The organism is Mesorhizobium sp. P2_F7, from assembly GCF_056403695.1.
In genome coordinates this window covers 110,310-128,575 of the sequence record NZ_JBFUFA010000010.1, presented here as the reverse complement: position 1 = coordinate 128,575, position 18,266 = coordinate 110,310, and the positions used below count along the sequence as shown (strand labels likewise).

The 18,266-nt window shown below is 62.8% G+C and carries 14 protein-coding genes; 11 read left to right on the top strand and 3 right to left on the bottom strand.

All coding sequences use genetic code 11. The annotated features are described in order from the left end of the window. Positions 1-84 precede the first annotated feature (84 nt). The 11 genes from AC1DZ8_RS25960 (at position 85) to AC1DZ8_RS25910 (ending at position 14,681) form a co-directional block, all read left to right on the top strand. Positions 85-6,216: an RHS repeat-associated core domain-containing protein gene (locus AC1DZ8_RS25960; RefSeq protein WP_477300795.1), complete on the top strand. Its 6,132-nt coding sequence runs from the start codon at positions 85-87 to the stop codon at positions 6,214-6,216. A 55-nt stretch (positions 6,217-6,271) separates the two neighbouring features. Further along, the gene (locus tag AC1DZ8_RS25955) at positions 6,272-6,697 is read left to right on the top strand and encodes a hypothetical protein (protein ID WP_477300797.1); all 426 of its coding nucleotides are present in this window, start codon (positions 6,272-6,274) and stop codon (positions 6,695-6,697) included. A 285-nt stretch (positions 6,698-6,982) separates the two neighbouring features. Then, the gene (locus tag AC1DZ8_RS25950; RefSeq protein WP_477300799.1) at positions 6,983-8,026 is read left to right on the top strand and encodes a PilN domain-containing protein; all 1,044 of its coding nucleotides are present in this window, start codon (positions 6,983-6,985) and stop codon (positions 8,024-8,026) included. Positions 8,027-8,028: 2 nt separating this feature from the next. After that, a complete protein-coding gene (gene gspM / locus AC1DZ8_RS25945) occupies positions 8,029-8,622 on the top strand; it encodes a type II secretion system protein GspM (RefSeq protein ID WP_477300801.1) in 594 nt (197 codons plus the stop codon). Continuing rightward, positions 8,619-9,185, top strand: coding sequence for a hypothetical protein (locus AC1DZ8_RS25940; protein ID WP_477300802.1), 567 nt, complete (start codon positions 8,619-8,621; stop codon positions 9,183-9,185). The genes gspM and AC1DZ8_RS25940 overlap by 4 nt, the downstream gene beginning before the upstream one ends. 164 nt (positions 9,186-9,349) lie before the next feature. Next, positions 9,350-10,303 (top strand): hypothetical protein, encoded by a 954-nt coding sequence (locus AC1DZ8_RS25935; RefSeq protein ID WP_477300804.1) that lies wholly within the window; start codon positions 9,350-9,352, stop codon positions 10,301-10,303. After that, on the top strand, positions 10,300-11,943 hold the full coding sequence (locus tag AC1DZ8_RS25930) for a GspE/PulE family protein (RefSeq protein WP_477300806.1): 1,644 nt from the start codon (positions 10,300-10,302) through the stop codon (positions 11,941-11,943). Before AC1DZ8_RS25935 ends, AC1DZ8_RS25930 begins: the two co-directional genes overlap by 4 nt. Continuing rightward, positions 11,943-13,160 (top strand): type II secretion system F family protein, encoded by a 1,218-nt coding sequence (locus AC1DZ8_RS25925; RefSeq protein ID WP_477300808.1) that lies wholly within the window; start codon positions 11,943-11,945, stop codon positions 13,158-13,160. The genes AC1DZ8_RS25930 and AC1DZ8_RS25925 overlap by 1 nt, the downstream gene beginning before the upstream one ends. After that, entirely contained in the window at positions 13,157-13,624 is a 468-nt protein-coding gene (locus AC1DZ8_RS25920) for a GspH/FimT family pseudopilin (protein ID WP_477300810.1), read from the top strand. Before AC1DZ8_RS25925 ends, AC1DZ8_RS25920 begins: the two co-directional genes overlap by 4 nt. Further along, on the top strand, positions 13,621-13,965 hold the full coding sequence (locus AC1DZ8_RS25915; RefSeq protein WP_477300812.1) for a PulJ/GspJ family protein: 345 nt from the start codon (positions 13,621-13,623) through the stop codon (positions 13,963-13,965). The genes AC1DZ8_RS25920 and AC1DZ8_RS25915 overlap by 4 nt, the downstream gene beginning before the upstream one ends. A 107-nt stretch (positions 13,966-14,072) precedes the next feature. Then, positions 14,073-14,681 (top strand): type II secretion system protein GspJ, encoded by a 609-nt coding sequence (locus AC1DZ8_RS25910; RefSeq protein ID WP_477300814.1) that lies wholly within the window; start codon positions 14,073-14,075, stop codon positions 14,679-14,681. Positions 14,682-14,720: 39 nt separating this feature from the next. Here AC1DZ8_RS25910 and gspG read toward each other — a convergent pair whose 3' ends face one another. Genes gspG through gspD form a run of 3 tightly spaced genes read right to left on the bottom strand, consistent with a single transcriptional unit; the run spans position 14,721 to position 17,799 of the window. After that, positions 14,721-15,173, bottom strand: a complete 453-nt coding sequence (gspG, locus tag AC1DZ8_RS25905; RefSeq protein ID WP_477300816.1) for a type II secretion system major pseudopilin GspG — start codon at positions 15,171-15,173, stop codon at positions 14,721-14,723. Then, on the bottom strand, positions 15,173-15,673 hold the full coding sequence (locus tag AC1DZ8_RS25900) for a prepilin peptidase (RefSeq protein ID WP_477300818.1): 501 nt from the start codon (positions 15,671-15,673) through the stop codon (positions 15,173-15,175). Before AC1DZ8_RS25900 ends, gspG begins: the two co-directional genes overlap by 1 nt. Then, positions 15,670-17,799, bottom strand: coding sequence for a type II secretion system secretin GspD (gene gspD / locus AC1DZ8_RS25895; RefSeq protein WP_477300820.1), 2,130 nt, complete (start codon positions 17,797-17,799; stop codon positions 15,670-15,672). The genes AC1DZ8_RS25900 and gspD overlap by 4 nt, the downstream gene beginning before the upstream one ends. Positions 17,800-18,266 lie beyond the last annotated feature (467 nt).

Genomic DNA, 18,266 nt, shown 5'->3' with positions numbered 1-18,266 from the left:
GTGGATATTTTAGATATGACCGGATTGTGTCGTATCGGCCAAATGAAGCCGGAGTAGCGTCAAGCAACTGACTCGGGGGTTTCAATGAAGCGGTTGCTTTTGGGTGCGGCTATGTTTTCCGCTGGCATTTTCGGCGCGGATATATCTTCCGTTTCTTATATTAGGGGCGATGCAGGAATAGAAGCCTTTGCGCAGAATGCGCAGGGAACCTCGCTCGAGGCGCCAGCCAGTGGCGGTTTCGGTAATGGCGGGGCAGCACTTGGCGGCGGCTCTACCAAGCCCGCCCCGGCGGCAGGCGCGACCGGTGACGCGGCGACCGGCAGCCCGGATGCGGCCGCCAAGGTTGGCGCGAAACCGGCCGATGCCAAGGCTGGCGATGCAAAGGCGAGCGACAGCAAGGCAGCCGACACGAAGACGTCCGATACCAAGGGCAAGGAAGCCGAGAAGGCCGATACGGAAGCAGCGCCGGAGGAACCGCCCGCAGCGGCGGCAGTTGCAGCAGCCGCGGCCACCGACAGCGGCGATCCTGAAGCGGTCGGCACGCCGAAAGTGGACCTGCCCAAGGCCGCCGGCAACGGCAATCTGGGCTACGCCATCGGCATCGACGTGCCGGACTTCCATGGCATCGAACCGCAGATTTCGCTCAACTACAATTCTTCTCGCAAAACAAAGCTCGGCGGCCTCTACCAGGGTTGGCTGGGCTATGCCTGGGGCCTCGATGGCTTCGATGTGATCGAGCGGGCAACGCCGGGCTATGGCATGCCGGCGTACGACGCCAATGACATCTATCTGCTCGACGGCCAGGCAATGGTGGCTTGCGTTGCGGGCACCGTCTCGCCGTCCTGCGCGACCGGGGGCACGCATGCGACGGAGAATGAGAGCTACCGCCGCATTGCGCTGAACGGCGCCACCAACGAGTGGAAGGTGACGGATCGCGACGGCACGGTCTCGACCTTCCGCTCGGTGGCGGCGGTTGCGAACCTCACCCCGGCCGCCGGCACGCCGGCCTATGACCTTGCGATGAGCTATCGCTGGCTGCTGACTTCGGTCACCGACACCAACGGCAATACGGTCACCTACAGCTACTCTTGCCCGGTGAGCCCGGTCTGCTATCCCGATGCCGTCAGCTACAACGGCACGGTGGTAAAGTTCTACTACGAGACCCGGCCCGACATGATCCTGATGGGCAATGGCCGCGACATCTCCGAGACCAGCCAGCGCATCAAGACCATCGGCATCACGGTCTCCGGCGCTGTGCGCGGCGCCTACAAGCTGACCTACGACCAGGCGCCGTTCTCCAACGCCTCGCGGCTTACTGCCGTCACCCGCTACGGAACTGATGCCGTCATGGCCACGGATGGCACCATAACCGGCGGCACGGGAAAAATCCTCGGCCAGATGACGTATCAGAACACCGATGGGGTCTACACGACATTCAATAGTGCGCCCTCCAAATTTCAAGGAGCTCCAAAGGAGACCAGTGATCTCAATTTTGACGGTCGCGACGAAATGTTTGGAGACCAAGCGGGGACAACAACAACGCACTCCGGAGGAAGTGAGGGCGACACAATAACGAGCCATTTCAGAAAAAAACATATATACAAATTTAGTTCAAATGGAGAGTTTGTTGAAGAAATTGTAAAAGACGTCAACGCAGACGAAGATTATTTTTCACAATCCGGAAGATTTATTGCAGGAAAAAACACGGCTGATTTTGCAGATTCGGTGATCCATACTTTCACTGACGGCCACACCGGCCGCACTACTTATACCCCTCAAAATTCACTTCTTAAGACGGACACTTCGCTTGGGTTGACAAAAGCGCCTTGTTCGCCAACGGCACCAGCCGGTTACCAAGCCATTTGTGACGGGCTGCCAACTGGTGGGGCTACAAAATCCTTGTGGCCCGTTGTTGCTGACGCTGATGGCGATGGCATCGACGCCGTCAACGCCGTCGGTGGCAGCGCGCCTAGAACCATAATAGGCGTCGGCGATTTTCTAGGCAACGGACGGCAGCAGCCGCTCTACTGGGGCGCTGGCGGAACGGCAAGGAAGGGAACGCTTTCGAGCGGCGTTTGGCAGAAGAGCGGACCATCCTTCAGTATTAGTTGCCCGGCGCAGGAATCGCAAACCTCCGGCACATGCGTATTTGCCGATATCAATGGCGATGGGGCAACGGATGTTTTCCGCTTCGGCGGCAACGGCGTCGCGGTTTGGCTATCGACGGGCCTCGGCTTCAAGAATTACTCGATTTCCCCGATGTCGGGAACATCTGCCATCCTGCGCGACTTCGACAATGACGGGCGCACGGATGTCATCACGACAATCGGCAGGCAGCTATCGCCACCCCAGCCGTTTTGGACCGGCCCGATCAAGATTTACTCGTTGCGGCCCTCCTCGACGGCGATGACGCCAGTGGAGTTTACACTGCCGGCCACGGCTAACGTCGGAACAGTCATTGGCGATTTCAACGGCGATGGTCTGCCGGACTTCACCAACTACACCAGCATGTTCATCTCGAACGCCGGCACCGGCAATCCGAACCTGTTGAAGCAGATCGTGACGGAGCTCGGCGGCACGGTTGCGGTGGAGTACACGCCGTCCTCGACCTGGGTGAACGACTATCTGCCGCAGCTTGTGCATGCGGTGACCAAACTTTCGGTCAGCGATGGCCGCGGCCAGACGGCCGTGTCGAGCTATACCTATGCCGGCGGCAAATACGATCCGGCGGCACGCAAGTTCCTGGGCTTTGCCTCGATCGTCGAGACAAAACCGCTGGCCAATGGCGAGACGGCGCCTTCCAAGATCGAGACCACTTACCGGCAGGATCTGGCGAGCTACGGCCTGCCGTCGCTGACGCTGTGGAAGGATGGCGCCGGTGTCGTCCACAAGCAGGTGGCCGAGACCTATGTCGTCAATACGGCGAGCAAGCCTTACACCGTGCAGAACACGGCGACCGACACGACGGTCACCGAGAGCAGTGTCGTGCGTAGTTTGCGGGTCGAGCGTGGTTTTGATGCCTACAACAATTTCGTCAGCCTCAAGGACTGCGGCCGCACCGACGTCAGCGGCGACGAGACCTGGACGGAGCGCTTCTTCTCGCCCAACACATCCGCTTACATTGTCTCGGCGTTGATCGCCGAGCGCACTTATGCCGGCCTCGACACCAGCGCTCCCTACATCAGCTACAAGCACAACTACTACGACGGCAGCACCGACGTCTGGGCCGTGCCGACCAAGGGCAACCTGACCTGGGTTCGCGACTTCAGCGACATCAACTCGACGCCGGTGAAGGCAGCCCAACAGATCTTTGTCTACGACAGCTATGGGAACAAAATCTCTGCCACCAATGGGCTCGGGCACAAGACCGAATGGGACTATGACGCGACCTATCACCTTTATCCGGTGACGCAGCGCAGCCCTCGTTATTTTGCCACCGGCGGCCAGAGCTCCGACACGCGCTTTGTCTCAACCGCAACCTACAGCGCCACCTGCGGGCTGCTGGCGACGAAGACCGATCCGAACGGCCTGGTCAAAACCTTCACCTACGATCCATTCTGCCGGCTCTACCAGGTCTCGCAAAGCGTCACCGGCGCCTATGCCAAGACGCGCTTCGAGAACGAAGGCAATCCGGCAACCCAGGCGCTGGTGAAGTACACGCCGCTGCCCAACGGTGCCGGCGAGGATTTTACCCGCTCCTACTATGACGGGCTCGGCCGGGTCTATCGTGTCGAAACCCCTGGAGAGACGGCAGCCGGCGCAAAGCGCATTGCCGAGACCGACTACGATCTGCGCAGCAACGTCCTGCGCACCGCCTTCTCGAGGTTCGTCGGCGAGGCTGCGCAGTGGACCACGAACTCTTATGACTGGGCCGACCGGCTCGTGCTGACGGTCAATCCGGATGCCAGCCAGCGCAGCTACCTGCCCTATCTCGCCACCGCCGAAACCATTCCGCCGCGGCTGTGGGGTACGACGATGACTGACGAACTCGGTCACAAAACCACGACGGTCACTTGGGCACGTGGCGATGTCGTAGCCTTCTACCGCGACACCACAGGTCTCGGTCTGTTTGAGAGCCGCAACTACGACAGGCTTGGCCGGCTGATCGGCGTGACCGATCCCGGCGGTTCGACCTGGACCTACACCTATGACATGGTCGGTAACCGGTTGTCGGCGTCCGATCCCGATCTCGGCACGTGGACCTACAGTTACGACGCCGCCAACCGGCTGGTCAGCCAGACCGACGCCAGGGGCACGGTCACCAATCTCAGCTACGACCAGATGGACCGCTTGACGCTGAAGACGGCAACGGCGCCGGGTGGCAGTGCGGTGACGCAGACACAGAACAGCTACGATCAAGCCGCTGCCGGCTACTACAACATCGGCCAGCTGACCACCTCGACCAACCCTGCCGCGACGCAGAGCTACAAATATGACGGCTTCGGCAAGGTCGCGCGTCAGGACGCCACCATCGGCACGCTGACCCACACCACGACGTCGGTGCGCGATGCCTCGGGCCAGATTCTGGCGACGCAATACCTGCCGGTGCAGCTCGACTTCGGCACAGTGGCCGCGCCGCTGCAATACAGCGCCGGCAACAAGCTCATCTCCGCACCCGGCTTCATCACCTCGACGATCTATGAGGCCGATGGGCAAACGAAGGAGATCACCTACGCCAATGGCGTGAAGACCTCTTTCACCTATTCGCCGACAAGGCGCTGGGTGACGCGTGTCACGACATCGAAGGGCGCTAGCGTCCTTCTCGATGATCAGTATGCGCGCGACAATCTTGGCCGCATCACCGGAACGACGGGGATGACCGCTGTCGACAGCTGGACCTATGGCTATGACAATGCCGATCGTCTGATCTCATCGGACAATCTCGGCGACAACACGCTGGACGAAACTTTTGTTTATGCCGCCAACGACAATATGGTCTCGCGCACCCGTGTCGCCGGCACCTATGTCTATCCCGCGGCGAGCGCTGCGCGTCCGCATGCACCGATATCCGTCGGCGCCAATGCCATGGCCTATGACGCCAATGGCAATCTGACATCCGACGGCAGCCGCACACTCACCTGGGACGAGGCCAACCGGCTGAAGACCGTCACGCTTGCCGCTAACACCGTCAATCTCACCTACGGACCGGACGGGGCGCGGGCGACGAAGAGTTCGTCCTTCGCCACCACGCTCTATCCCGACGCTTCCGTCGAAATCAATCCCGCAACACCGGGAGCGGAAATCTACACCAGATACCCGCATCCCGACATCAAGGTGACCGGCACGACAAAGGCGTTCCTGCACAGGGATCACCTGGCCTCGGTGCGCATGGTCACCGACGCCTCGGGTAATATCGCCGAGGCCACCAACTACTCCACCTATGGCGAGCGCCTCAACTCTGGCTTCCAGACGCAGAAGAGCTACATCGGCGAACGCTTCGATCCCGAGACTGGGCTGCTCTATCTCAATGCCAGGTATATGGATCCGGTTCTGGGGCGGTTCATCTCGCCGGATGATTGGGATCCGACGAAGGAAGGCGTAGGCACCAATCGGTATGCATATGCCCAAAATGATCCGGTTAACAAGAGCGACCAGAATGGGCATCTTTCCGTCGCGCAAGCTCCCCTCTCCATTGGGGATTTTCTCAAGGGCTTACTTGGCAGGGATGGAGGAAATGATGGCAAGAAGAGCGATGCATACCAGGCCGGGGCAAAGTTGAGGGCTGACATCGGCGACAAACTGGACTTCGCCAAAAAGATGGCCCGCCAACCCAAAGCATGGTCTGGTGTGGCGAAGCAGATCGTTGGGGGGGCCATTGTTGGTGGTACGGTCGCCGCGAGCGGCGCTGCTGAAATAGGGTCGGGGACTCTCGCAACGCCGGCTGTTGCTCCCGCTGCGATAGCCGCCGTGGGAGCAGGTTTGGTGATAAACGCGGACGGTGCCAGGGATTACGCGGAAGCTCGTTCCAATGTACTTACGGCGAAGAGCCACGACCAATACGAAGATCAAGATCGAGTTCAAAAAAATAACAGAAGCAATAAGCCTGGAGACAACAAGGCGCAAAACAGATCATTTCAGGGTGCGGTTAGGAGCGTTGAAAGAGAAATAGGTAGAGAGTTAACCAATTCAGAGAAGAGGGATTTTCACGATGAGATCACTGGACAGGACTACGACTACCATGAAATGGTTAGTACCGGCGTGAGTATGTTTAAGTGAGTGAAAAGTTGTGATTGTATCTGGAAAAAATTCTCTGGGTTGCGTTGAGTGCCTGGTGTCGAGCTCAATTCAAAGATCCGGCGTTATTTCAGCAAGCCGATCAGTTGGATCTAGTTTTATGATTCGCGCTGGGTTAACTGGAAAATCAGCAAAGGGAAAGTATACCTCGGAATGGAGGATAGACGTCCTGTCTGCTAGATGGAGTTTAGTTTCCGGTGGCAATAAAATTTCATGCTCAGAGGACCATGATGGAATTCAATACGCACTAAATCTATTGCCTCGTAAAAAAATATTTAAGATTTCGATGATAATGGATGGTACGTTGAAAATTGTATTTGATGAAGGCCATATTTGTCTTGAGTTGATTGAGAGCGATCTGGAAGAAGGGATAAATTGGATGATATCGTATTGGGATCGATGGCTCCTCGTCGAGAAGCAAGGGCATATTTTCGAGCTTGAAGCATTGGCAGAACTAGATTGAACTCTCGAGGGTGACGGTGGACTTCTTCGGTTTGCGGTGCCAGTGCACCTTTGCTTGCCCGTCAGAATTATGAAACTACGGCGACAGTGCACTTTTCGTGCTTACCCAAATAGCGTGTCCGGATTGACGATATATCCCCGCCTCTGTTGCAGCGCGCTCTCCCGCCCAACAAAAGCTGTGGCTAATCCGCCCTCCGCCTTCTCGCTGATATCCCCGTCACACCAGCCCCTGTAATCTCAAACCCGAAAGCCCTCGGCTTAGAATCAACCGGGGCGGGGTGGGGTCGTGGCGGCATTGAGCGCGCAATGTCTGGATTTCCGGGACTGGTGGCTCGAGGAGCTGCGAGGGGTGCGGCTTTCGCCGAAGCAGAAACTGGCTTCCACTGCCGACTGGATCGTCAGCCTCGCCGATGACGGCATCCGCGTGCGCGAGGCCGGGGCGCCGGAGTTTCAGTCGATCCCGCTGGCGCTCACCGCTTCGTCGGACGAGATTCTGGCGCTGCTGCAGGGCGGGCGCCGCGTCCGGCGGCCGCGCTTCGACATTGTCATCCAGCCCGGCCTGTTCCTGACAAGGCAGCTGGCGCCGCGGCGTCTGCCGGTTCGGCAGGCGCGCGACATGGCCGAGCTCGACCTGCTGGCCTCGACGCCGTTCGACCCGGCGCAGGTGCATGTCGTGTTCGCCAGGGATGGCGGGCAGGAGAGCGCTTACCATGTCGTCAAGGGCAAGACTCTTGCCCCGGTGCTGGACGCGGTGCGCCGCGCCGGCGGTTCGGTGCGCAGCCTGTCGCTGGCGCAGCCGGACACGACGCCGCGCGCCGATCCGCTCAGCCTGGCCGCGATCTGGCCGCCGACAGCGCGCGACCGGCGTAGGCACCGCGTCTGGATCGCCGCCTGTTCGGCGCTGGCCGCGGCCTTGCTCATCACCTTTGCCCATGCGCATTGGCTGATATGGCAGGCCGATGGCGAACTCGACGCCGAGATTGCCGATGCGCAGGTGCTGGCCAAAACGGCGCGCGCGTCGCTGCAGAAACGCCAGGCCGGCATCGAGCGGGTCGAGAAAATCCGCCAGGAGAAAAAGACCACGGCCTCGCTGGTGCGGGTCTGGGCCGAGCTCACGCATCTGCTTCCCGACACGGCTTGGCTGACCGATCTCTCCGCCAAGGGCGACGACCTGACGATCACCGGCTTTTCCACTTCGGCGGCGGAATTGATCCAGCCGATCGATGCCTCGCCGCTGTTTTCGGCGCCTGAATTTGCCGCACCGGTGGTCAGGGTACCCGGGCAGGACGGCGAACATTTCACCATTTCGGCCAAGATCGGAGCGCTCTGACGATGCTCTCCGCCATCCTCAACACCAGCCCGCCGCTGCGCCGCCTGATCGCGCTGGCGCTGGCAGTGGTGGCGGCGTGTCTGTGCGCCTGGCTGGTGTTCGCGGCGTTCGACAGCGTTGCGTCGGCGCGAGCCCGCATCGAGGAAAAGCGCGCGCTGCTCGGCCAGTTGCAAAACGTGGCGGCGCTGGCCAAGCGCCTCGACAGCGACGCCAGCCCGGTGGCAGCGGCCACCCCCGAATTCCTCACCGGTGAAAGCGAAGCCATCATTCGCGGCGGCTTGCAGACGCGGCTGAACGCGATTGCCGCCGCCAATGGCGTCAGCGTGCTGTCGGCCGGCAATGCCCCGGTGCTGAGCGAAGGCGGCGTCGATTTCATCGGGCTGCGGGTCAATCTGTCGGGGCCGCTGGAGGGCATCCACAACGCCGTGCTCGCTTTGGAGACCTCGCTGCCGGTGCTGTTCATCCGCGAGGCGACGCTGCGCACCACCGATGTCAGCCCCGCCGCCGGGCGCACCGGCGACCCCGAGCTGTTTGCCGAGATCCTGTTTTACGGCCCGCTGCAGACGCAAAGTCCGCCAGCCGGGGTCAAGCCATGAGCGGGAAAATCGCGGGCCTGGCGATTGCTGGAGGTATCGCGGTTCTCGTGCTGGTCAATGTCGCGCTCTACAACACGCCGGTCGACATCACGTCGATCGCTTCCGGCAAGGGGCATGATGGCGGCCCGGCTTCCGCGGCGGGATCGCTGCAATTTCCCGCGGCCGGCGATTTCGGGGAGACGTTCCAGCGGCCGCTGTTTACGCCGACACGGCGGAAAATCATACCGCCCCCGCCGGTACCGCAGCCGGTGGAGGTTGCCGTGGCGCCTGTCGAACAGGCGCCGGCGCCGGTCGACGTCGCGCCGGCGGCCGCGCCATCGCTTCTGGGCATCAGCATTCAGGGCGGGGCGGGGAAAGCGCTGCTGCGCGTCGCCGGCAGCGATGCAGCGGTCTGGTATGGTAGTGGCGAGACCGTCGATGGCTGGACGGTCTCGGCGGTGGACAGGGACCAGGCCGTGCTGGAGCGCGACGGCAAGGTGGCGCGCATCCTGCTGCATCCGCCATGGACGAACCCGCCGCCAGTCCCACCGCCCCCGCCACCACCGCCTGAGCCGCAGCTATGAGCGGGCGCGCAGCTCCCGGGAGTGCAGGCAGGACAATCACATACGGCAGCGCCGCCCCCTCTCCGTCCGCTGCGCGGCCACCTCTCCCCCACTTCGTGGGGGCGAGGAACCCAAGCTTTTCGAGGTCGCGCCCTCGGGGGTTAGCGTTTCCTCGCCCCCATGAAATGGGGGAGAGGTGGCTCGGCGAAGCCGAGACGGAGAGGGGGAGCTCCATATGCGATCGGCCCGACGACGCAGATAGCGCCAGCGCCGGCTTTTCGCTGGTCGCGGTGCTGGTGTTCATGCTGATCGTCTCGGCCATCGTCGTTCCCTTTGCCGTCACCGCCAGGACGCGGCTGATGATCGCCAACAACGAGCTGGAGCAGGAGCGCCTGTCGCTGCTGGCCGAGGGGCTGAGCAATGTGGTTGCGAGCGAACTGACCGCGGAGCAGGCCACGGAAAAGCTGCCGCTGGATTCTACGCCTGCGGCGTGCCGCTCAGGAAAATACAGCTTTGTCCTGCGCGTCCAGGATCATGGCGGGCTGATCGATCTCAATGCCGCTGACGACCGTCTGCTGGGGCTGGGTTTCGCCGCGCTCGGCTTCGAGCAGCAGATGTCGGACGAACTGGCCAAGGCCGCGATCCGGTTTCGCGACAGCGCCAAACTGTTCGCCGGGCTGCCGCAGGCCAGAAGCCCGGTCGGGCCGCCCGAGGACAAACAGGCGCCGTTCGAATCCGTATCCGAGCTGCAGGAGTTTTCAGCACTTGCGCGAATCCCGCTGCGCAGCCTGCAGGGGATTTTCACCGTCAACTCCAAGCGCGGCACGATCAGCGCCGATCGGGCGCCGCGCCGGCTGCGCGCTGTTCTCACCGGCGGCCCCAACGCATCGGTCGTTGCGGGCGCAACCGATGTGTCGGCCTACACGGTTGACGTCGTCGTCAGGCGGGACGGCTCCGGCATCACAGGCGAGGCCGGCTTCATCATCGAGAAATCGCAGGCGGGCCCGTCGTCGTTCTCGCGCGTTTCGCGCAGCCCGGCCGGCGATGCCGCAGCATTGCCGGCAGCAGCGGCCATCGCCGGCTGCGAGGCGCTGTTCGGCACCGAGGCCGCGCAATTGCTGGCGAGGTGGAGCGCATGAACGCGTCCGCCCAGACCAAGGGGATCGAGGCGTTTCTCACCTTTCTCGAGGGCGAGAAAGTGCTGACCGCGCATGCCGCGCAGCGCGCGCTCGGCGCGTCGCGAACATCCGGGCACCCGTTCGATACGGTGATGACCGAACTCGGTCTGATCGGCGAGCAAGAGCTTGCCAACAGCCTCGGCCGCTATCTCGAAGCGCCGATGCCGGTGGAAATCCCGGAGCAGGTCGGCCCGGAAATGCTGGCCCGCGTGCCGCTCGCCTATCTCCGGGAAAACGCCATCCTGCCGCTGCAGATGGATGCCGAGCGGCTGATCGTCGCCGTCGCCGATCCGTTCGCGTCGGCAACCATCGATGCGTTTGCCTTCCACTATGAGCGGACGCTTTCGCTGCGCATCTTGCCGAGGCGCGTGATCGCCGAATGCATCGACCGCATCGAGCAATCGGCGCTGGCGGCTGTCACGAATGGCGGTGCTACCGGCGAGATCATGGATTTTGGTCCCGACGATCTGGAGCGGCTGAAGGATTTCGCCCGCGAGGCGCCGATCGTGCGCTTCGTCGCCGAGACCATCCACAAGGCGGTGGATGCCAGAGCCACCGACATTCACATCGAGCCGCTCGAGGACCACGTCCGCATCCGCTTCCGCCATGACGGCATGCTGTCCACCGTCGACACCGCCTCGATTGCGATGCTGTCGGGCATCTCCACGCGCATAAAAATCCTGTCGCGGCTCAACATTGCCGAACGCCGCCTGCCACAGGACGGGCGCATGCGCATTGCCGTGCGCGGCCGGGATGTCGATTTGCGCGTCTCGGTCATTCCGTCCATTCACGGCGAGGCCATCGTGCTGCGCATTCTCGACCGCGCCGGGGTCGAGCTGAAGCTGGAGAAGCTCGGCTTCGACGCTGCCGCGCAGGCCAAGATCCGCTCCATGTCGCAAGCCGCCAATGGCATCGTGCTGATCACCGGGCCGACCGGCAGCGGCAAGACGACGACGCTCTATTCGATCCTCGCCGAGCGGTCGCGGCCGGACGTCAAGATCTTCACCGTCGAGGATCCGGTGGAATACCGCATGGCCGGGATCACGCAATTGCAGGTCAATCCGGCGATCGACCTTGACTTCGCCGCCGCCCTGCGCTCGATCCTGCGCCAGGACCCCGACATCATTCTGCTCGGCGAAATCCGCGACCGCGAGACGGCGCAGGTCGCGGTGCAGGCGGCGCTTACCGGCCATCTGGTGTTCTCCACCCTGCACACCAACAGTGCGGCGGGCGCACTGACGCGGCTGCGCGACATGGGCATAGACGGCTATCTCCTGGGCGCGACGATCCGCGGCGTCATCGCGCAGCGGCTGCTGCGGCGTGTCTGCCCGGCCTGCCATGGCGTCGAGCAGGCCGGCTCGCCCTGCCGCACCTGCAACGGCTCCGGCTATAGCGGGCGCACGGTGACCTACGAAATGCTGCAAGTGTCGCCACGCATTGCCGAGCTTATCGACCAGGGCGCCGGCGAAATGGAGATCGGCCGCATCGCCGCGCAAGACGACCTCGTGCCGATGTCGGTCCATGCCACTGCACTTGCCCGCGCCGAGGTCACCACGATGGACGAGGTCCGTCGTGTCATCGATCTCGCCGGAGGCGGCTGATGCCGGCCTTTGCCTATCGCGCCTATCTCGTCGACGGCAGCACCGAGACCGGCGTTCTCGATGCTGCGACCAAGCAGGAAGCGGCGCGCAAGCTGGCGCAGCAGGGCCGCCGTTCCTATCACCTCGCGCCGGTGAGCAGCGACAGGTCGCAGCTGCGCCTGCCGGGGCGCAGCGCACTGACCTTCACTAGGAAGGTCGATCTCAGCCGGCTGTTTTCCGAGCTTTCGGTGCTGCTCAATGCCGGCTTCACTGTCGACCGGGCGCTCGGCGCGGTCATTGCGGGCGAAGCCAATGGCCAGCGCCGCCAGCAACTGCAATCGGTGCTCGATCTGACGACCGGCGGGCGGCCGATCGCCGAGGCCTTTGCCGCCCTGCCGGGCATCACCTCCGATGTCGCAGCGCTGCTCGCCAGCGGCGAGCGCAGCGGCAAGATGGCCTATATCTGCCAACGGCTGGCGGACACATTCGAGGCCACCGCCAAGCGCCGCGCGGCAATCGGCGAGGCGTTGGCCTATCCCGCCTTTCTGCTTTTGGTGATGAGCGGGGCGCTGGTCATTTTGGCGACGGTGCTGGTGCCGGCGCTGGAGCCGATCTTCGAAGGATCGTCCGCCGCCAAGCCGTTCACCATGAAAATGCTGTCCGTGTTCGGCACGGTGTTTCGTGACTATCCCTTCGTCTTCCCGCTGGCTGCAGTGCTCGGCCTCTTGTCCTATCTCCTGATATCCCGCTCTGCCGGGGCCAGAAGACAGGTCTCGCACGCGGTGCTGAAGATACCGCTGATCGGCGCGCTGGTCCGGGATGCCGTGATCGCGCGCTACCTTGAAACGCTGGCCCTGCTGCTCGGCAATGGCGTGGCGATGACCGAGGCGCTTGGGCTTGCCGCCAATGTGTCGAAGCAAAGCTCGCTGGCGGCAAGCTTTGCCTCGATCGAGGACAATGTCGCCAATGGCGCGCGCCTGCACGGGGCGATCGTCAAGGCGGGGATTTTCGATCATGCGACCATGTCGCTGGTCTCGCTCGGTGAAGAGGCGAATGCGTTGCCGGTGGTGCTCGACCGCGCGGCCAAAATGCTGCAGCTGACGCTGACACGGCGGATCGACACGGTGCTGAAACTGCTGACGCCGGCGCTGACGATTTCGCTAGGCTTCCTCGTCGGCAGCCTGGTCATTTCGGTGATGACCACGATCCTCTCGATCAACGATCTGGCGCTGCAATGACCGCCGCCCCGAAAGCCGACCAGCAGGCGGAGGCCGGCTTCACCCTGGTCGAGATGCTGGTGGTGCTGGCGATCATGGCGCTGGTCGCGACTATTGCTGCGCCGGGGCTGGTCAGCCACTACCGCAGCAAGCCCCTGGAGGCGCTGGCCGGCGAGATCACCATGCGGCTGCGCCTGTCGCGCACATCGGCAATCGCCACCGCGCGACCAAAACAGGTCCTCGTCGATCTCGGCGCCCGCACCATCCGCTTTGGCGAGCGCGATGTTTTCGCCTTGCCGGATGACGTGAAACTGACCGTGGTCACCGGCCAGGAAACGGTGGTCGCCGACCGCCAGACGGTGCTGACCTTCCTGCCCGACGGCAGTGCGTCCGGCATGGACATTTCGCTGCAGCAAAAAGGCCGGACCGCGCGCATTTCGGTCAACTGGCTGACCGGGCTTCCAACATGGCGGCCATTGCCATGACAGAGCCTTCTTCGCAGGACGGTTTTTCGATCCTGGAGATGATCGTCGCCATGACGATCCTGGCGCTGGTGCTGGGCATCGCCAGCCAGTCGATTGTGCTCGCCAGCCGCAGCATCGCCATCGCCAAGGCGCAGATCGAAGCGGCGAGGGCGGCGCGCATCATGCTGGCCGACTACGAGGCCGGGACAAACGGTTCAGGCGAGCGGGTGCAATCCGGCTGGCGGCTTCAGGCGCGCCCGATCATGGTGTCGAAGGCCAAGATGGCCGCCGTCGTCATTGGCAGAACCAACGGCGCCGGCCAGCCGTTCCTGACCTTCGTGCCGGTGAAGGAGCCGCAATGATCCGGCGGCGGATCCGAACCCAAGCGCATCTTGGCGGTCCGCCATCCGGATGGCGTGTCCCCAAACAGATCTGCCGTACCGGCCGGCGCCCCAAATCATCGGCATCGATGGAAGGCTTCGCGCTCATCGACGTGCTGGTCGGCCTGGCGATGATCGGCGTGATCTCCGCGCTGATGATCGTCTTTCTTGGACAGGCGCGCACGATGATGCGCATCCAGAAGACGACCGAGATGCAGATGGAGGTCGATGCCGCGGCGCGGTTTCTCGAGACGGCGATCGGCAGCGCCGAGCCGCTGCCGTTGTCGCAGTCGACGCCCGATATGGTGCTCTATCTCAGCGGGACCGGCGCGCGCATCGAATTCAACGCCGTTCAGGCCATCGGCTTCAGATCCTCCGCCTTGCGCGAGATCGCCGTTTCACTTGGAAGCGACTTGACGATCATCCAGAAAATCCGGCGCGGCACCGATGCCGCCAAAGCGGCCGGAGGCCAACCGGTTCGGCTGATCGCCGGCGTCAGCGCGGTCAGGTTCGAGTATCTCGACGCTTCGGCCAAAGTCCCGTCATGGTCCGCAAGTTGGGCCGAGCCGCGGCGTCTGCCTGCTGCCGTGCGGTTCACCATCTCGGTGGTGAGGGATGGCGCCACCTATTCGTCGGCAGGCTTTGCCCGCCTCGATCTGGCTGATATCCAGCCGCCGCCGGCGAAGGGAGGGGCCTGATCGACCCCGCGGCGTTTCAGCCGGGATCGATCACGGGGATCAGTTGGTGATGTCCTGGTCCTCGCCGGTGCCGTCCGGCTTGCCGTCCTTGCCAAGTGTGCGGATGACCACGCCACTCGCATCGGCCTTCACCTCATAGGAATAAGGCTTGCCCCAGGGATCCTTGAGACCGCCCTTGAGATAGGGCCCGTTCCAGCGTGTTTCGCCGGCGGGTTGTGTGACCAGCGCGGCGAGGCCCTCTTCATCGGTTGGGTATTTGGCGTTGTCGACATAGTAGAGTTCGAGCGCGCTTTCGATGTTGCGGATCTGCGCCTTGGCGGCGTTGGTCCTGGCCGAGCCGAGATAGCGCAGCACCTGAGGGGCGGCGAGCGTCGCGATCAAGGCGATGATGGCGAGCACCACCAGAAGCTCGACCAGCGTGAAGCCGCTTTCGCTGGTGTCGCGGTTGCGGGCGGATTTTTCGGAAGCTTGCTTAAAGCGCAGCGTGATCATCAGAGCAGTCCCATGTTCAAACCGGCATATTGTTCCAGCACCCAGCTGGAGCCGAGGCCGATGGCGATAAACGGACCGAAGGCGATGCGGGCCCGCGCGGCTGCCGGCCCTGTCGCAACCACTTGCCCACCGACGAAAAGCAGCGCGGTGGCGCTGGCGATGAACAGCAGCACCGGCAACAGCAGCGGGTCGATCCAGCATGCCGCGGCGGCCAGCATTTTGACGTCGCCGAGGCCAAGTCCGATCCGGCCGGTCATCAGGAAATGGCCGCGCCGCAGCAGCCAGGCAGCGGCGAACGTTACTGCGGCGAAGAGGAGATGCGGCGGCAGGCCGTCGGCCCCGGCGGCCCCCTGATAGCCAAGGCCAATGGCGGCCAGTGTAAGGTTCAAGCCGTCCGGGATGATCTGGCGGCGGAAATCGGCGATCGAAATCGCGGCGAGAATTGCCGCCAGGGCGATCGTGGCGGCCAGCAGGAGCGATGGGTGCGCGGCCGTGATCAATAGGCAAGCCTCTTCAAATCCTGCTGTAGCTGGGTACCGCCGCGGCGTTTCTGGATCGGCGTGTGCAGGCTGATCTTGCCGCGGAATTCGTCGGTCACCTCGCGCGCCTCGTTGATGTCGCGCACGACATGCGGGCGGATGAAGATGATCAGCTCGGTGCGCTTGATGGTGTCGTCCTTTTGCTTGAACACATTGCCGAGTATCGGGATGTCACCGAGGATCGGCACCTGCGTGCGGCCGACGCTGTTGTTCTGCTGGATGAGGCCGCCCAGCGCCAGGCTCTCGCCGTCATTGACCAGCACTCGGGTCTGGATCTTGCGCTGCTGGATGGTCGGTGAATCAATATCGGAGCTCTCTGTCTTGGTGACGTTGCTGACCTCCTGCTGGATGTCGAGCATGACCCGGCCGGCATTGTTGATGCGCGGCGTCACCGTCAGGATCACGCCGGTATCCTTCATCTGGACCGAGTTGATGATCGGCGCGCTGCCGTTGCCGGTGTCTTGCGATTGCTGCGTCAGGATCGGCACTTGGTCACCGACCTGCAAGATCGCCTTCTGGTTGTTCAAGGCCATGATGGTGGGCGCCGATATGACGTTGACGTCGGTGACCTTGGAAAGCGCGTTCAGCGTCACCTGGATGTTGTCGGTGGCATAGCTCCAGTTGAAACCCGGCAGAGTGGCGGCCGCAGCACCCTTGGCCACGTCGGTCACCGATATCTTCGTGCCGCCATTTTCGAAGAACCAGCGCAGGCCGTATTTCAGATCGTCGTTGAGGGTGACTTCGGCGATGACGGCTTCCAGCATGACCTGTGTCGGCAGCACGTCGACCTTGGCCAGGATCTGCTCGATACGTTCGTAGTCGCGCGCCGTGGTCTGGATCAGCAGCGCGTTGTTTTCGATGTCGGCGACGACGGTGGCGTGGGCGGGCGGCTGTCCGTCCTGCTGAGGCAGCGAAGGCGACGGTCCGGTCAACGGCGCCGGGGTGACGCCGTCCGACTGCATGGCGATCGGTGTCTGGTCGGGCGAGACGTTCGAGCCGCCGGAATCGCCTTCGGTCTTGACCGAGGTTCCGAGAACCGAACTCAGCACCGCGGCCAGTTCCTTGGCCGGGCGGTTCTGGATCTGGTAGACGAACAGCTGGTCCTCGTTGGACTCGGCCAGCCTGTCGAGCTTGTTGATCCAGCTGGCGGCGCGGGCGAGGTATGCCGGACGCGAGGTGATCACCAGCACCGAATTCAGCCGGTCGTTGGGGATGAACTGGATGAGCTTGGCGCCCGGTCCGTCTTTTGTACCGAAGATAGAGTCGAGCTCTGCGGCGACGGCTTCCGGCTTGGAGGTCTTCAGCGGGTGCAGCGCCACCGACATGCCGCGCATCCAGTCGACGTCGAACACCGAAACCGCCTCGCGGATGGCGTTGAGGTCGCTGTCATTGCCGGCGACGGTGATCAGGTTGCGGGTGGCATCGACCCTGAGCACCGAGCCCTGGCGGGTGATCGGCCCGAGAATGGTCTTCATCTCGTCGGCGGCGATGTATTGCAGCTGCAGCACCTGCACCTTGACGCCGGGACCCGACGGCGACACCGAGGGAACGCTGACCGGCGGTGTGTTGGACATGATCTCGGACAGCGGCACGATCTGGTAGGTGCCGGCGCGCTTGGTGATGCCCGCGGCGTTCACCGCAAGCGCCGATTCCAGTATATCGACCAGCGCATCCTTCGACACCGGCTGCGAGGTCTGCAGCGTCACCGTGCCTTGCACGCGCGGGTCGACGATGTAGTTGAGATGCAGCGCGTCACCCAGCACCGCCTTGGCCGCGTCGGTGATCGGCGCGTTGACCAGATTGAGCTCGAACTGGCCCGAGCCGTCTGTCGTCACCCTTGTGACCGGGGCGCTGGACGAGACGAACTGGCCGGACCCCTGATACTGCGCGCCGTTGAAGCGCTGGCCGGCGGCTGCGGCCGAGGTGACGGTGGACGGTCCGGTGTATCCTGCCCGCAAGGGTGAGTTCTTGGCGTGCAGGCTGTCGATGGTTTCGGTAAAAAAGTCCTTGCCTGGCGCGGACGTACAACCGGCAACAGCAAGCATCATCAGGCACAAGATTACGCGATTGCTTGACCCGATTGCCATACGCCCGATTCCCCAAGGACTTTAGTCTAGGACGTCCTGAGGTTGAGTGCTTGGATTGATGGGGGGATTTGGAGTCTATCCACAGGGTTGGTGGTGGCGATTGCTGCATTCAACTCACGATGCTGAAATAGGGCGGCAAGAAATGCCCGGTCTTTTTCTGCCGGGATGAAGCCGGCAAGGCGCCGTGCGAAGAAGTGTATCTGCTTCATATTAGTTACCGCTTAAGTACAAGTATGATTTGGTCGTTCGGGAATCACGCTTGCTTCCTCGCCGTCGCGGCAGTCTCAGCAGGGATGGGGGAGTACCATCGGTCAAAGTTGTCAGTCGTTTGAATCCGAATCCTGGAGGCGCCCATTTGTCGCGGCGATATCAACGAAGGTCCCGCCGTTTTTACCACCTCCGGGTCCAGCGAACCACGCTTCCGGAGCCAGGCCGGCGCCCCCGGATGCTGTAACCCTGACTTTCAA

Bases quoted from the DNA above. Each gene is read 5' to 3' on its own strand.
- AC1DZ8_RS25960 (WP_477300795.1), top strand. From the start codon at position 85: ATGAAGCGGTTGCTTTTGGGTGCGGCTATGTTTTCCGCTGGCATTTTC.
- gspM (WP_477300801.1), top strand. From the start codon at position 8,029: ATGCTCTCCGCCATCCTCAACACCAGCCCGCCGCTGCGCCGCCTGATC.
- AC1DZ8_RS25940 (WP_477300802.1), top strand. From the start codon at position 8,619: ATGAGCGGGAAAATCGCGGGCCTGGCGATTGCTGGAGGTATCGCGGTT.
- AC1DZ8_RS25935 (WP_477300804.1), top strand. From the start codon at position 9,350: ATGGGGGAGAGGTGGCTCGGCGAAGCCGAGACGGAGAGGGGGAGCTCC.
- AC1DZ8_RS25930 (WP_477300806.1), top strand. From the start codon at position 10,300: ATGAACGCGTCCGCCCAGACCAAGGGGATCGAGGCGTTTCTCACCTTT.
- AC1DZ8_RS25925 (WP_477300808.1), top strand. From the start codon at position 11,943: ATGCCGGCCTTTGCCTATCGCGCCTATCTCGTCGACGGCAGCACCGAG.
- AC1DZ8_RS25920 (WP_477300810.1), top strand. From the start codon at position 13,157: ATGACCGCCGCCCCGAAAGCCGACCAGCAGGCGGAGGCCGGCTTCACC.
- AC1DZ8_RS25915 (WP_477300812.1), top strand. From the start codon at position 13,621: ATGACAGAGCCTTCTTCGCAGGACGGTTTTTCGATCCTGGAGATGATC.
- AC1DZ8_RS25910 (WP_477300814.1), top strand. From the start codon at position 14,073: ATGGAAGGCTTCGCGCTCATCGACGTGCTGGTCGGCCTGGCGATGATC.
- gspG (WP_477300816.1), bottom strand. From the start codon at position 15,173: ATGATCACGCTGCGCTTTAAGCAAGCTTCCGAAAAATCCGCCCGCAAC.
- gspD (WP_477300820.1), bottom strand. From the start codon at position 17,799: ATGGCAATCGGGTCAAGCAATCGCGTAATCTTGTGCCTGATGATGCTT.